16 protein-coding genes are annotated in these 12,950 nt (G+C 48.4%); 12 read left to right on the top strand and 4 right to left on the bottom strand.

Translation table 11 applies throughout. From position 1 onward, the window contains the following. Positions 1-71 precede the first annotated feature (71 nt). Positions 72-509 carry a GtrA family protein gene (locus tag FC49_RS05575; RefSeq protein WP_003713181.1) on the bottom strand — a complete coding sequence of 146 codons (438 nt, stop codon included), beginning with the start codon at positions 507-509 and terminating at the stop codon, positions 72-74. Further along, a complete protein-coding gene (locus tag FC49_RS05570) occupies positions 502-957 on the bottom strand; it encodes a flavodoxin (protein WP_003713134.1) in 456 nt (151 codons plus the stop codon). Before FC49_RS05570 ends, FC49_RS05575 begins: the two co-directional genes overlap by 8 nt. A gap of 109 nt (positions 958-1,066) precedes the next feature. Here FC49_RS05570 and map point away from each other — a divergent pair, with 109 nt between their 5' ends. The 10 genes from map to FC49_RS05525 all read left to right on the top strand — a co-directional run bounded on the left by map (position 1,067) and on the right by FC49_RS05525 (position 10,803). Further along, positions 1,067-1,921, top strand: a complete 855-nt coding sequence (gene map / locus FC49_RS05565; protein WP_003713098.1) for a type I methionyl aminopeptidase — start codon at positions 1,067-1,069, stop codon at positions 1,919-1,921. A 134-nt stretch (positions 1,922-2,055) separates the two neighbouring features. Then, a complete protein-coding gene (locus tag FC49_RS05560) occupies positions 2,056-2,844 on the top strand; it encodes a zinc ribbon domain-containing protein (RefSeq protein WP_056984478.1) in 789 nt (262 codons plus the stop codon). A gap of 8 nt (positions 2,845-2,852) precedes the next feature. After that, complete coding sequence (locus tag FC49_RS05555) at positions 2,853-3,458, top strand: hypothetical protein (protein ID WP_003715839.1); 606 nt, start codon at positions 2,853-2,855, stop codon at positions 3,456-3,458. Positions 3,459-3,483: 25 nt separating this feature from the next. Continuing rightward, entirely contained in the window at positions 3,484-4,377 is an 894-nt protein-coding gene (locus tag FC49_RS05550) for a zinc-ribbon domain-containing protein (protein WP_235804880.1), read from the top strand. Next, on the top strand, positions 4,334-4,639 hold the full coding sequence (locus FC49_RS10170) for a hypothetical protein (RefSeq protein WP_235804879.1): 306 nt from the start codon (positions 4,334-4,336) through the stop codon (positions 4,637-4,639). The genes FC49_RS05550 and FC49_RS10170 overlap by 44 nt, the downstream gene beginning before the upstream one ends. Before the next feature lie 17 nt (positions 4,640-4,656). Further along, the gene (locus FC49_RS05545; RefSeq protein WP_056984477.1) at positions 4,657-5,718 is read left to right on the top strand and encodes a zinc ribbon domain-containing protein; all 1,062 of its coding nucleotides are present in this window, start codon (positions 4,657-4,659) and stop codon (positions 5,716-5,718) included. Then, on the top strand, positions 5,715-6,497 hold the full coding sequence (locus tag FC49_RS05540; RefSeq protein WP_056984476.1) for a zinc ribbon domain-containing protein: 783 nt from the start codon (positions 5,715-5,717) through the stop codon (positions 6,495-6,497). Before FC49_RS05545 ends, FC49_RS05540 begins: the two co-directional genes overlap by 4 nt. Positions 6,498-6,506: 9 nt before the next feature. Beyond that, positions 6,507-7,607 (top strand): zinc ribbon domain-containing protein, encoded by a 1,101-nt coding sequence (locus FC49_RS05535; protein WP_003713141.1) that lies wholly within the window; start codon positions 6,507-6,509, stop codon positions 7,605-7,607. A 453-nt stretch (positions 7,608-8,060) separates the two neighbouring features. Next, positions 8,061-9,566: a glutamate/gamma-aminobutyrate family transporter YjeM gene (gene yjeM / locus FC49_RS05530; protein WP_003713156.1), complete on the top strand. Its 1,506-nt coding sequence runs from the start codon at positions 8,061-8,063 to the stop codon at positions 9,564-9,566. 328 nt (positions 9,567-9,894) lie between these two features. Continuing rightward, a complete protein-coding gene (locus tag FC49_RS05525; protein ID WP_003713120.1) occupies positions 9,895-10,803 on the top strand; it encodes a YihY/virulence factor BrkB family protein in 909 nt (302 codons plus the stop codon). Between the two features lie 37 nt (positions 10,804-10,840). On the opposite strand, the gene FC49_RS05520 is transcribed toward FC49_RS05525, so the two are convergent. Further along, a complete protein-coding gene (locus FC49_RS05520; RefSeq protein WP_003713183.1) occupies positions 10,841-11,077 on the bottom strand; it encodes a DUF2922 domain-containing protein in 237 nt (78 codons plus the stop codon). 30 nt (positions 11,078-11,107) lie between these two features. Then, positions 11,108-11,323 (bottom strand): DUF1659 domain-containing protein, encoded by a 216-nt coding sequence (locus FC49_RS05515; protein WP_003713118.1) that lies wholly within the window; start codon positions 11,321-11,323, stop codon positions 11,108-11,110. Positions 11,324-11,422: 99 nt separating this feature from the next. Between FC49_RS05515 and recX the strand changes: the two genes are divergently transcribed. Together recX and FC49_RS05505 are read left to right on the top strand one after the other, a co-directional pair. Next, positions 11,423-12,223 carry a recombination regulator RecX gene (gene recX / locus FC49_RS05510; RefSeq protein ID WP_056984475.1) on the top strand — a complete coding sequence of 267 codons (801 nt, stop codon included), beginning with the start codon at positions 11,423-11,425 and terminating at the stop codon, positions 12,221-12,223. A gap of 57 nt (positions 12,224-12,280) precedes the next feature. Then, entirely contained in the window at positions 12,281-12,934 is a 654-nt protein-coding gene (locus FC49_RS05505) for a sugar transferase (RefSeq protein WP_003715803.1), read from the top strand. The last annotated feature ends 16 nt before the right edge of the window (positions 12,935-12,950 follow it).

Raw genomic sequence — 12,950 nt, 5'->3', positions numbered from 1 at the left:
TTTCGTCCAACTATGGGGGTTCACTTCAAACCATTCAACCTCGCTGGAGGATGGTTCGTGCTTATTTCTTGTTATTGATCCTCAATTTGCTTATTATCCTTGAAAATTAACCACTTCGAGAAGACGTAGTTGGCGATGATTACGATCACGTTATCAATGACTTTGACGATAAACTGGCCCATTGGATCCTTGAAGCCGAGGACGGAAATCCCGATGAAGGTGATGACAATATCGATCACCAGGGTTAGTGCCCGGTAGAAGAAGAAGCGCAGCATTTCAACGAGAAAGTCGCTGACCGTGGTGTAGTGGGAGCCAAAGACCCACACCTTGTTGGTAAAGTAGGCGACCAGGACGGAGACGAACCAGGCGATTACGTTCGCCAGCTGGTAATTCCAGTGAATCCCGGAACTCAAAATTTGAAAGACGGCCAGGTTGATAACGGTTGTCACAACGCCCCAGAAGAGGTAAGCGATGATGTGCTTATACTTTTCCCAGAGTTGCTTAATCATTGAGTGCCTGCGCTTTCTTGACTAGCTCTGCGGCAAATTGGTCCAGCTTCTTAACGTCGTCTTCAGCGGGGGCCAGGTTGACGTGGACGTTTTCGCTGCCCTTAGTAGCGCCGGTGTCCGCCAGCACCTTGCCGAATTCATCGACGGCCTTGCAGAAGTCATCGCCGTAGAAGGTATCGCCAGAACCGGCAACGCCATAGACTTTGCCAGTCAGTTCCTCTTCTTGCAGGTCCTCATAAAAGTCCATTCCTTCGTCCGGCAGGGCGCCCTCGTCGTAGGTGTATGGGCAGACTACACAGATATCGACGTCTTCGAAGTCTGCGGGGTCCGCGAGGGAGATTTCGGTCATTTCAACGTCAACGTCGCGGTCTTCTAGTGATTCGGTGACCAGGTCGGCAACGTCTTCGTTGTTTCCAGTGATGGTTGCGTAAACTACGAGTGCTTTCATTACGTGTGCCTCCAATTTATTAATCCCTACAAGTATAGCATGGTTTGGGGCAATGATGGGGACAAGTGGTATACTATTAGAGGTAGAATGTCAAAAAGGAGATCCGAGAATGATTACATTAAAGTCACCACGCGAAATTGACGCGATGGAAAAAGCCGGGGCCGCTTTAGCAGCGATGCACCTGGGAATTCGGGAATTTATCAAGCCGGGCATCTCAAGTTGGAAGATCGAGGAATTTGCCCGGAAATACTTCAAAGCTGCTGGGGCTAAGGCCGAGCAAATTGGCTTTGAGGGTTACAAGTACGCAACCTGTGTCAGTGTCAACGATGAGATTTGTCATGGTTTTCCCCGTAAGAACCTGGTATTGAAGAAGGGGGACCTGGTGAAGGTTGATACGGTGGTTAGCGTCGACGGCTTTTTCAGTGATTCCTGCTGGTCGTATGCGGTCGGTGAGGTTAAGCCGGAAATTCAACAGTTAATGGACGTGACCAAGAAGTCACTCTTCATGGGAATTGACCAGTGTGTCCCTGGCAACCGAATCGGGGACATTGGTGCGGTCATCCAACACTACACGGAAGACGAAAATGGCTACGGTGACGTCCGCGAATTCGTCGGTCACGGAATCCAGCCGACAATGCACGAAGACCCAATGGTACCGCACTATGGTGAGCATGGTCAGGGCCTGCGTCTCAAGAAGGGGATGACCATCACGGTTGAACCGATGATCAACACCGGAACGTGGGAAGCCGACACAAGTGACCCGAGTGGCTGGTTAGCGAAGACCGCTGATGGTGGCTGGTCCTGTCAGTACGAGCATACCCTGGTGGTAACCGCTGATGGGCCGAAGATTTTGACCTCCCAGGATCCTGAAGCTGATGCCAAGTACATGTACAACGATAACTACGCTAAGTACCTGGAACACTACGCAAAAATTTCCCGGGAAATTGCGGAAGAATTTAAATAAATATGTAGAATTGAGTGGCAGTTCACTATTAGGCTAGTGGGCTGCCGCTTTTTTTATGGAAAAAATTACGTTGAATGCACGGTACCGCACTTTAATGCAACTTGGGTGCAAGGGATTTTAGTAAACTAGGGGGCGTGTTTATTAAACGGATTGGGGGAATTAATATGTTTTGCCCGAATTGTGGCAAGAAGGTTTCCACGGCGGCAGACTTTTGCCCGTATTGCGGAACCAAGCTAGGCCATTCTACGGATAAAAAAGGACAGGTAACATCAGAAGAACAAGTTAAATCGACGGATCAATTGGAAGCAGGCACTGCTACCCATCAGCCAACACCGTCATCACCGAACGGGAGTAGCAAGAAAACGGGGAAAAAGGCACAAATAATCCTAGTCATCGTAATCATCGCTCTCCTTGCGGCAATTGCCTTTATGTTGGGGATGCAAGGAAACGGCACCGATTCAGCAACGACGACAAGTGAAAAGCCAGCTAGGACTATTGGCAAGAAAAACAGCAGTACTAGCAGGTCAGCGAGTCGACCAATCTTCAATGATCAACAGAAAGCAGCTGCAATCTTATACTATGCCAAAGAAAACGAATCAAATAATTTTTGGGGAGAACTTTACCGTGGTGCTTTAGCCAAGTCTACTAAGGTGACCTCTGATAGTTTGACAGATCAAGCCACCGAACGAGGCGATGGAACTATGCATGCTTATTATCCTACGGGGTTGTTCTTTGGCGGAGCAAGTGGCTACGTCATGGGAAGTGATGGCCAGACGGTGTACTACTACCGTCTCGGCCCAAGCCCTGATGACAGCATTGAACCTGACGATACCGTTTCGTTAAATGAGATTGAACAGTATGTCATTGACCACCATGCTATGGACCAAGTCAACCAAATTGCCGGAAACATTAAATTCAATTAGGAGGAGCTATGAAAACTAAAAATATTGTTATTACAGTTATCGCAGTTGTGTTAGTGCTGACCGGGGCTTATTTTGCTGGGCGAACTTTTAGCAAACCATCCGTAGACAGCAGCCAAGGAACGAGTACAAAAGCGCCGGTGCGGCAGAGCAGTTCATCATCAGCTTCTGCTACTAGCACAAGTTCTTCGTCGACCAGCACTGACACTGACCGGCTGGACTATAACACAATCACACCAATGCAGACGGCAGCGGCCATTATGTATTATGCCAAGGATAAACTTAGTGACCAGGGTGACTGGCACAGCATTTACAATGCAAATGGAATTGACCTGTTTCAAAGCAACAATACTGAGCACCTGTCTGACCCTGGCCGTGGTGTCTGCTGGAGTCTGCATCCTTCTGATATGGCAGGAGGCGATACTCCGACCTATACCGTTGGTGCTGATGGGACGGTAAGCTACTATCACGTCACCACTGTTAACCAGAATAAGGATAAGGATCCCCTTTTAACCGTTAAGCTGCATGACATTATCAACTATGTTAACAGTCACCATGCAGTCAGTGAGATTAAGGCCAAAGCACAAGACATCCACGCAACAATTGATAACAATTAACCAGCCTACGAAAGAGGAGAACTTGATGAATTTTTGTGAAAAGTGTGGGGCTAAATTGCGGCCTGAGCAAAAGTTTTGTGAGCAGTGCGGCGCCCCGGTAAGTAGTGTCCCTACCTCAAATAAAGAACAAGCGCAGGATAAATCACAGTCAGCAAATCAGGAGCGGGAAGCAGCAAGGAAGGCACATGATCATCCAGCAACCGTTTCTTCGGTGGAGCATGAGCGCCTGCAAAAACAATATGCTGCTTTAGAGAGCCGCTTAAAAGCAGAACGCCAGAATAATAAGGTGAACGTCTTCGCCCGGTTAGCCTTTACCCGGGCACACTTCAACCAGGTTTTACAATTTGTGAAGGATAATGCCTTGACGATGTTCTTCTTTTACTTTCTGGCTGTTGTTTTTCCTGCCCTTCGCTGGTACCTGCTGATTATTTTTCTAGTAATGGTCTACTTGTTCCCATTGCTTTCGAATGAGAAGCGTTTCAAATGGGATGAAGCCGTAGACAATTACCTGCAGAATAAGGAACATACCAAGGAATTTCGTGATTCGGCGGTGGAAATGTATCAGTCACTACGCAGTGGTCAGCATTCCCAATCGCAGACTGAGGGGAAAGTACCTACCCAGCCGCAAGAAAAAGCTGATTCGAAAGCGCAAAAGACGGCAGTAACTGCCCAACCAACGGCGGCCACAGTTTCCCAGTCGACAGGCTTTTCATGGAATGGAGAAACTATTTTGGGAATTGTTGGGACCTTGCTCGGGGCAATTATGTACTTTATGACTAAAGATGAGACGGGGAGTTTGCTCAGCCAAGGCCTTTCCGTCCTCCAAAGCGGAGGCTTAAATGGGGCATCATACCTGAACCTTTGGGGGGTTCGTTATGCTACTGATTGGGGTCCCCGCGGTTATCGGTGGGATTATTAAGGGAGCCACCCACCATGTTGGCGGCGGAGTTCTGAAGACTTTGGGTGTTCTCCTTGCGGCCGTTTACGGGCTTGCCTATTCATATGTGTTTGCGAATGCAGCTGAAGTTGTAGGCCGGACAGCAGTTGCAGCGCTTTCGGGTGATACCTCCCTGAACGATTTGGAGAACTTGGCTCACATGGTACAAATTATTCCGTGGCTGGTTGTTGGGTTATACGTTATTGGTATTTTGGTTAATGCCGTTTCTAATCGGCAAAAATAGGTAGGAAGGAAGAAAAAATGAAGTTTTGTAGTAACTGCGGTACCAAGCTCAACCCTGGCGCCGCTTTTTGTCCGCGCTGCGGTGTTAAGGTTGAACGGGCCAAAACAGCCAGGGCGTTTGAAATTACTCCGCAGTTTTGGTTGGGGTTTTACCTGACGTTAATTGGAGGAGTAGCAGCCGGAATCTCATGCAGTGTTGATACTTTGACCACGATGGTTTCGTCTGCAATCATTGATTCCGCAATGACTGGGTTAATAATTATTGCTTGCGTCGCTATTCCAGGAGTTTTCATGTTAATTACGGGAATCACGCGTGGCTTCAATCACCGACGAGCGGGTGTCGGAACGACAATCGTCGGAATAGCAATGCTACTGGTAGCTGGCTCAATTGCTAGTGTGCTATTTGTTGGTGAGGATGGTAGCAGCCTTGCTCTTATTTTTAGCCTGGTTTTTTATTTCATAGCTATCGTAACTTTAATCTTAGATTATTTCATGACGATGCTTGTAACTGGCAAACCAGCAACAGGCAAACAGGCGCGGCAACTGCATTGGGCAATAATTGGTATGACTGTGGTTGCTGTTCTAGTTCTAGTAGCACTAGCTTTGGGAATTATCGGTTTCTTAATCGCCGTAATCATTTTGGTTGGCGCACCATTTTTAGGTCGGCGCTTTAGCTTAGATGGTGGTCACAATTGGTACCTTTTGGCCCATGAACATGGTTATAAAATAAGCTGGCGCTTTTACTTGGCCCTCCTAGTTCTGGTCGGGGGCTGTGGACTGTGCATGGCGAAAATCTACCTGGCAGCGGGACTGATCCTGTGTCCTCTCCTTGTCATGGCAACGGAATGGTGGAGCAATCCCCTTCGTCTTGGGAAACAGCAACGTGAGATGGCAGGCTGCCTGTTAGTCGTTGCGTTACTGCTTCAAGGAATCTATCTCTCGTTTGGTAGCCGGATGGGTAACGCGTGGCCAATTTTGATTGCCATCTTTATCTTAATGGGTGCGGCCTTCTTCACCTACTTTTACGTCATGTTACGAACACGGTTTGTGATTAATGAAAGGGAGGATGAAGCAGAATGAAAAAATGTTCTCACTGTGGTCACGCGCTCAAGGCGGACCAGAGCTTTTGTCCCCAATGTGGTACCAAGTATATTGCTCCGCAAGCTGAATTTGTCAAACCGGTTAGCTACCAAGGACACCAGCGGTCGTTTTGGCGGCGGATTGGTTTCTCCATCATTGTTGGGGTAGTTATCGTCGCCATTAGTTGGTTGGCCTGTTCCAGTTACGACAACCATCGTCTAAGTATTACCAAGGAAGACAGCGATATTATTTGGTTAGTCACTCCTGATAACCAGACCGTCGACCGGCTTGACGACAGCACCAAAGTTACCTATGCCTACCGCTTTTTCTACAAGAATAATGAATTTTACACGGCAATCTATAATTTAGGCGATACGGAATTAGGTGACCTGAAGTTAGACAATGGGCGGTTAACCTATCGCGGTATTGCAAAGTACGTGGGGATGAAAGAAGGTACGTATAAACCCAGTTATCACGAGCCTTCTGTAATTGAAGGTAAGCAGAAACTATCTAAAGAAGATCCCGTCCACTTAGGCTTTAAGCACTATGCACTTGATGATGACGACCCAGGGCAGTACCAATACGACTCGCAGCTGAACTTAATCCAGGAAAAGATTAGACAGCGGTTAAACAACGGGAATTATGTAATTGGTTACCGGACGAATCAGACTGACGATGATTTGGATCCTAGTCACTCTCATAAGGGCTACTTAGTGACAATTACTGGTCACGCCAACCAGCAGGCAGTCTTTCAATACGGAAAATTATATCAACAATAAGAGGTAAAAATGAAATTAGGAAAGTGTCCCCATTGTGGGAAAAACTATAAGCAGGGAGCCCGCTTTTGTCCCCATTGTGGGCAGGAATTACCGGCGACTCGGCCGCACCGGCGCCAACAAATGACGAAGCATTTTGACTTCCAGGGACTGGGATTGCACCCATTTAAGAAACAGGATTGGAAATGGTACGCGGGAATCGTGGTAGCGTTAATTGTTGCACTGACCAGTTTAGTATTTATTATGATTGCTAACCAAGACTACCACGCGATTTTAAATCAGCGGGAGCCGTCACTGATTGATGCCTACGAAAAGGTAGGCGCTGGCTTGACAAGCCAAATTACGGGAATTGTACTGCCTAGTTACCTTGTTTTAGGAGTTGCATTGGCAGGACTGACCTGGCTGCTGGTTAAGGGAAGTAAAAAGCAACGGATTATAATTGTCGGGATTGCTGAAGTGCTACTGTTCGTAATCGGCGGTGTCAATTTTGTCAGTGCGCATAATTTTTCCTTCTCCAGTAACCGGCTCGGTCAAGCCTTTGTAAAGGACCAGTTAAATGACAAGATTTATTGTTATTCCTATTTCAAGAACCGCCCGGGTGATGATACAAGTGATGCGGATGATGATTTCTGCAACCAAATTCCTGATCATGATAAGGGTTACCCGGAGGAATACTCAACCGTCTTTCTGAAATTTAATTCGGATGGTACGCTTGGCGTGAACGTTAACCCTTACTGGCGGGATGATAATGCGACGGCTTACAACAATAGTAAGACGGGAAACTATCGAACCGTGGGAATGTGGCATGTTAATAAGAATGGGAAATTGCACATTAATTGGGATCAAGCCGATACTCGTGCCTACGACTACGAGGCGGTACAGGTGAAGGTGAAAAAGAAACATCATAAGAAGCACCACCGCAAGTATCGTTATAAGACCGAGTATAAGTGGGTTGCTCAATATACGGATCCAGAAACCGGGAATGATGACAATAGTTTGCCAATTTATTTCCCAGGTGATGATGTCGACGGTGCGGTGAACTTTGGCTATGACATATTCAAGGTCGATGGGGTTAAAATGCAGAAACCAAATTCAGAAGGCGAAGTAGATTAGTAAATGGAACTAAGAGAGTGGGACAGAACTAGCTTGTCTAGTTCGTCGTCCCACCTCCGTCGACGCGCAACTAGCCTGTAGGAAGAATGGCTACGCTGCGCAGCTAGCCTATTTAGGGTTGGTCAAATGCTGATTCATCAGCGTTTGAACTGCCAGCCAGTTACTGCGCTGAGGCATTACTAACTTTAAAATATTGAAGAGGTTGGGTTTATGCCCAGCCTCTTTTAATAACTTTTATTTCTGATTTTTATGCATGTCACTCAATGTATCTTTATACGAATATTTACCGGAATAAAGGCAATTATCCAAATTACAATGTATAAACAGCCATCCTAATATGAATATTTATATTAAAATTAGGTTAGAATATCGTTGAAAATGTTTTATTATACAAAAAGACGATTATACTAAGAATATTCATTATATCTGCACTTATTATTGGAGGCATTAGAATTGGAAGAGCAAAGTAGTAATAAAAAAGTCATTACTACCTTTGGCCTGGTAACGATGATCATTACCGCGATCTTTGGTTTCGGGAATGTTTCGAACGCTTATCTGCAAATGGGCTACGGTAGTATTATCTGGTACGCACTGGCTGGGATCTGTTTCTTCTTCCCGTGCGGCTTGATGATGGCGGAATATGGTTCCACCTTCAAAGAAGCTAAGGGGGGCATTTACTCCTGGTTGGCCGGTTCCGTTGGTGAACGGGTTGCCTTTGTCGGGACGTTCGTGTGGCTGGCATCCTGGATTGTCTGGATGGTTTCGACCGCTTCACGGATTTGGATCACCTTGTCTGCATTGATTTTCGGTAAGGACACCACCCAGCAGTGGCACGCCTTTGGTCTTGATTCCACCCAATTCATCGGGGTACTGGGGATCTTGATGATCCTTTTCATTACCTACCTGAGTTCCCGGGGAATCAACTCGATTGCCAAAGTCGGCTCACTTGGTGGGATTTTCACCATTGCCGTTAACATCATCTTCGTGATTGTCAGCGTGATTGTCCTGATTGCCAAGAAGGGGGTCCTGGCCCAGCCAATTCACGGTGCCAGCACCTTTATCACGTCACCAAACCCGCAGTTCCAAACGCCAATTGCAATTATTTCTTTCGTGGTCTACGCGATCTTCGCATACGGGGGGATGGAGTCACTGGGGTCCGTTACAGATAGCATGAAGAACCCTGAAAAGACTTTCCCGAAAGGCCTGATTATTGCCAGCATCTTCACGATTGGGACCTATGTATTGATGATTTTTATGCTCGGTTGGTCCATCAACTACCAGCAGGACTTGACGAAGAGTAGCGTTAACCTAGGAAACGTTACCTATGTAGTCTTCAACTACCTGGGAATTGCCCTGGGGAACGCCCTCGGCTGGTCTCACGCCGCCGCGTTGACCTGCGGGGTTGTCATGACCCGGATCGTCGCTTTGGCGCAGACTCTGGGATTCTTAGGGGCACTGTTTATCCTGCTCTACTCGCCAATCAAGGCCTTTATCCTCGGATCCAACCCGAACCTGTGGCCGAAGAAGCTGACTAAGCTGAACAAGGCCAACATGCCGGCTAACGCCATGTGGCTGCAAGCCATCGTTGTTTGTGTTATCATCTTCTTGGTCGCTTTCGGTGGCTCGGCTGCCCAGAAGTTCTACCTGATTTTGACCGACATGGCCAACGTGTCCGCGACCTTCCCGTACATCTTCCTGATTGGGGCCTTCCCATTCTTTAAGGCTAAGAAGGACCTTGACCGGCCGTTCGTTGCCTTTAAGAACCGCTTTTGGACTGACGTCTTGGTAATCTTCGTGGAACTGATTTTGATTATCGGGATCCTGTTCACCTTTATCCAGCCATTGACGGAAAAGGATTACCAGACCGCCTTCTGGACACTGGCGGGACCAATCTTCTTCGCCATCGTTGCTCTGGTCTTCTACCAAATTGCGGTAAAGAAAGGTAAAGTCGAAAAATAAATAGTTTTTAAAATGAAGTGAGTGGGAAATAACCTCCTCGACAGGGCGTATGGCTAACCTAGAACGATAGTTGGCACGGCACGGGCCGGCTAGCGTTCGTAGGCAAATAGCCTTGCTTCGCGGCGTTAGACACTAGCCCTGTGGTTACGACACGCAGTTAGCCTATTGGTTTCGCACGTTATCTTTATAATAGTTAAGAACTAGCAAGAGGCTGGTGAGAAAACCATCGTTTTCTCCCAGCCTCCTTTTTAATCCAGCTTAGATTCCGGCCTGCTCTTTTGGTCGTCTTTTTGCTATAATAGCCCTATGTTATTCAAGGGAGGACGGCATGAAAAACGAACCGGGAAAATTGAAGAACTTTGTCCTGTTGTTAATGCGGCACTTTACCATGGCCCAGATTTCCAGCTCGGCGGCAATGTTAGCTTACTATACCCTGCTGTCGATTTTTCCGGCGGTGCTGGTGATTGGAAACCTGCTGCCGATGGTCGGCCTGGACGCCGATACGGTCCTCAGTTACCTCCAGACAGCCGTCCCGTCCTCAGTCTATGTTTTTATCAAGCCACTGATTTATGACTTCCTGCGGCAGGGGAGTGGGGGCCTGCTGACAACGGGGGCCCTGATTGCCCTCTGGTCGACCAGCCAGGGAATCGCGGCCTTTCAGCGGTCGGTTAACCTGACCTATGACGTGGCCCGCAACCAAAATCCAGTCATTAACCGGGTGGTCTCCTTTATCTGGATGATTGTCGTGATCATCCTGATCTACGCGATTGTCCTGCTCTATGGTTTTGGGGAGCAGGTGCTCAATAGCATCCAACCGCTGCTGCAGTTTAATCGGCGTTATATTTCGCTCTTCAACTCGCTCCGGTGGCCGGTTGCCCTGGCGGTCCTCTTTATTGCCCTGACCCTGCTGTACTATTTCGTGCCTAATGCGAAGGTCCGCTTACGCTACGCGGCGACGGGGGCCCTCCTGGCGGCGCTTTTGTGGATGGGCCTTTCCCGGCTCTTCTCCTACTACACGGTCTTCTTCCGGCATAGTGTGGTTTCTTATAAGACGATTGGGGCTTTCATCGCGATGATGATTTGGCTGGACCTCTCCGGCTACGTGATTATGTTGGGGGCGGTCCTCAACGCGACCCTCCAGGAAGCGCACGAGGGTGTCCTGGAAGAGCGGGAACACTTCTGGCAGGTGATTGACCGGGAACACTGGCATAAAGAAAAGGGAGCGGGAAAGAACTAGCTTGTCTAGTTCGTCTTCCCGCCCCCCACAAGGATGGCTATGCCGCCGGCCGTTCGTCGTTAAAGAGAACGGTAGAAACCGTGTCGACGTACTTGGCGGAAACCGGCGTTGCGTAAATGTTTTCGCCCTCCTTGTTGGTGAAGGCATTGATGGTGGACAACTGGTCCATTGCCTGCCGGACTGTTTCGGCAGAGAGGTTTTCGCTGGCGTAGCTAAGTTTTAAGAGGTGCTTCTTGCCGCGGTTGCTCTTGAAAGTTAAGTTGAGAGTCTTCATAGTAGGCGGACTTCCTTTCTATTATTCAGATTACTGTGCGATTGCGAATTGTTCGGTCGTGACAATATTAGCGCCCGTGCACTGTTCGCCGGTCAGACTTTCCAGAGCAGCGGTGACGGAAGCAACTTGGGCGGCGGTCAAGTCCTGCTTGACGTTATTCAGGATGTGGGTAGCGCCCTTGGGATGCTTGGCCCCGGCTAGGGTTACTTGCAGTTTGGCTGATTTGAATTGACGTTCGTTACTCATGGTGAGCACTCCTTTTAGTTTGATTTTGTAAGTGGTGATCACTGCTTACACTTACATAAACGGCTGAGCGCGGTAAAAGTGAAGGGGGAATTTTAAGAAATGGCGAAGATTTCAAAAATCGAAGCACAGAAGCGGCAGGGCCGCTATAATGTGTACTTGGACGGTCACTATGCCTTTCCGGTGGCGGAAAGTGTCCTGGTCAAGTTCCGCCTGATGAGGGGCGTGGAGCTGGATAAGGACCAGGTTGAGGCAATCACGACCGCTGACCAGCAGGCGCGGGCCTATGGCAAAATCCTGGACTACCTGTCCTACCAAATGCGCAGTGAGAGTGAGGTCCTCAAAAAGCTCCGTGACTTGGAGACGCCGGCGGAGTTCGTTGGACCAATCATGGCGAAACTCCGGGACCAGCACCTAGTTGATGATCAGCAGTATGCCCGGTCCTATGTCCGGACAATGATGACGACGACGCTTAAAGGCCCGGGGGTCATTCGTCAGCAGCTTCGCTTGAAAAAGGTTGGCGAAAACGAGATTGAGACCGCTCTGCAGGAATTTCCACCAGCTGACCGCCTGGCGAACGCCAGTAAACTTGCCCGGAAGCTCTTCAAACGTTACCATAACCAGCCGGAATTCCGGCGGGAACAAAAGGTCCGGCAGGGGCTAATGATGAAGGGGTATTCCGGGGAGGTCTATGACCAGATTAAAGCGGCGGTCACTCCAGAAACTGATCCGGACCAGGAGGCCGACTTGCTGGCTGCTCAGGCGGAGAAAGTCTGGCGCCGGTACCGGCGTTATACGGGGATGGACCGGGAACGCCGCTTCAAACAGGCGATGTTTCGTAAGGGCTTCGACCTCGACGCCGTTCAAGGCTGGTTAGATGATAACCAGGAAAGTCTTTCCTAAGCGTGGGAATACTGGTATTATTAATAGGATACCTAACTTTAAGAAGAGAAAAAGATAATGAAGAATAAAAGTATTCATATTAATGAACAAAAATTGAATCACCAATATGGCTACCGGACGGTGAAGCGCTTATTTGATGTTGTCGCTTCAACGATTGCGGTAGTTTTGTTGAGCCCAGTTTTTTTGATTATTGCAATCTGTATCAAGGTCAATGATCCAAAGGGCCCGGTCTTTTATTCCCAAACCCGGGTCGGCAAGGACGGCAAACATTTTAAGATGTTTAAGTTTCGGTCAATGGTGACCAATGCAGATGAATTGTTAGCCAAGCTGCAAGCCCAGAACGAGATTGACGGGGCCATGTTTAAGATGAAGAACGATCCCCGGATTACGAAGGTCGGCCGGGTGATTCGCAAGTACAGCCTGGACGAACTGCCGCAATTGATTAACGTGATTGGCGGTTCGATGAGTATTGTTGGACCTCGTCCACCGCTGGTTAGTGAGGTCGAACAGTACACTGCTTATGACCGGCAACGGCTGATGGTCAAGCCGGGGGCTACTGGGATGTGGCAGGTTGGCGGTCGAAACGACGTCGACTTCGCAGAGATGGTGGAACTAGACTTAACTTATATCCAAGAACGGTCGATTTGGCTGGACCTGAAAATTATGTTTGAAACCGTGAAAGTAATGATCGTGCCAAACGGGGCATACTAACTGAGATAGGAGTATA

The organism is Limosilactobacillus oris DSM 4864 (assembly GCF_001434465.1).
Classification (GTDB): Bacteria; Bacillota; Bacilli; order Lactobacillales; family Lactobacillaceae; genus Limosilactobacillus; species Limosilactobacillus oris.
The sequence above is the reverse complement of the archived record's forward strand: the minus strand, read 5'-3'. Positions and strand labels throughout refer to the sequence as shown.

Excerpts from the sequence above, each read along its gene's own strand:
- FC49_RS05545 (WP_056984477.1), top strand. The coding sequence starts at position 4,657 with ATGAAGTTTTGTAGTAACTGCGGTACCAAGCTCAACCCTGGCGCCGCT.
- FC49_RS05520 (WP_003713183.1), bottom strand. The coding sequence starts at position 11,077 with ATGAAGACTCTCAACTTAACTTTCAAGAGCAACCGCGGCAAGAAGCAC.
- FC49_RS05515 (WP_003713118.1), bottom strand. The coding sequence starts at position 11,323 with ATGAGTAACGAACGTCAATTCAAATCAGCCAAACTGCAAGTAACCCTA.
- FC49_RS05505 (WP_003715803.1), top strand. The coding sequence starts at position 12,281 with ATGAAGAATAAAAGTATTCATATTAATGAACAAAAATTGAATCACCAA.
- map (WP_003713098.1), top strand. The coding sequence starts at position 1,067 with ATGATTACATTAAAGTCACCACGCGAAATTGACGCGATGGAAAAAGCC.
- FC49_RS05535 (WP_003713141.1), top strand. The coding sequence starts at position 6,507 with ATGAAATTAGGAAAGTGTCCCCATTGTGGGAAAAACTATAAGCAGGGA.
- FC49_RS05555 (WP_003715839.1), top strand. The coding sequence starts at position 2,853 with ATGAAAACTAAAAATATTGTTATTACAGTTATCGCAGTTGTGTTAGTG.
- FC49_RS05540 (WP_056984476.1), top strand. The coding sequence starts at position 5,715 with ATGAAAAAATGTTCTCACTGTGGTCACGCGCTCAAGGCGGACCAGAGC.
- recX (WP_056984475.1), top strand. The coding sequence starts at position 11,423 with ATGGCGAAGATTTCAAAAATCGAAGCACAGAAGCGGCAGGGCCGCTAT.
- FC49_RS05575 (WP_003713181.1), bottom strand. The coding sequence starts at position 509 with ATGATTAAGCAACTCTGGGAAAAGTATAAGCACATCATCGCTTACCTC.
- FC49_RS05570 (WP_003713134.1), bottom strand. The coding sequence starts at position 957 with ATGAAAGCACTCGTAGTTTACGCAACCATCACTGGAAACAACGAAGAC.
- FC49_RS10170 (WP_235804879.1), top strand. The coding sequence starts at position 4,334 with ATGCTACTGATTGGGGTCCCCGCGGTTATCGGTGGGATTATTAAGGGA.
- FC49_RS05525 (WP_003713120.1), top strand. The coding sequence starts at position 9,895 with ATGAAAAACGAACCGGGAAAATTGAAGAACTTTGTCCTGTTGTTAATG.
- FC49_RS05550 (WP_235804880.1), top strand. The coding sequence starts at position 3,484 with ATGAATTTTTGTGAAAAGTGTGGGGCTAAATTGCGGCCTGAGCAAAAG.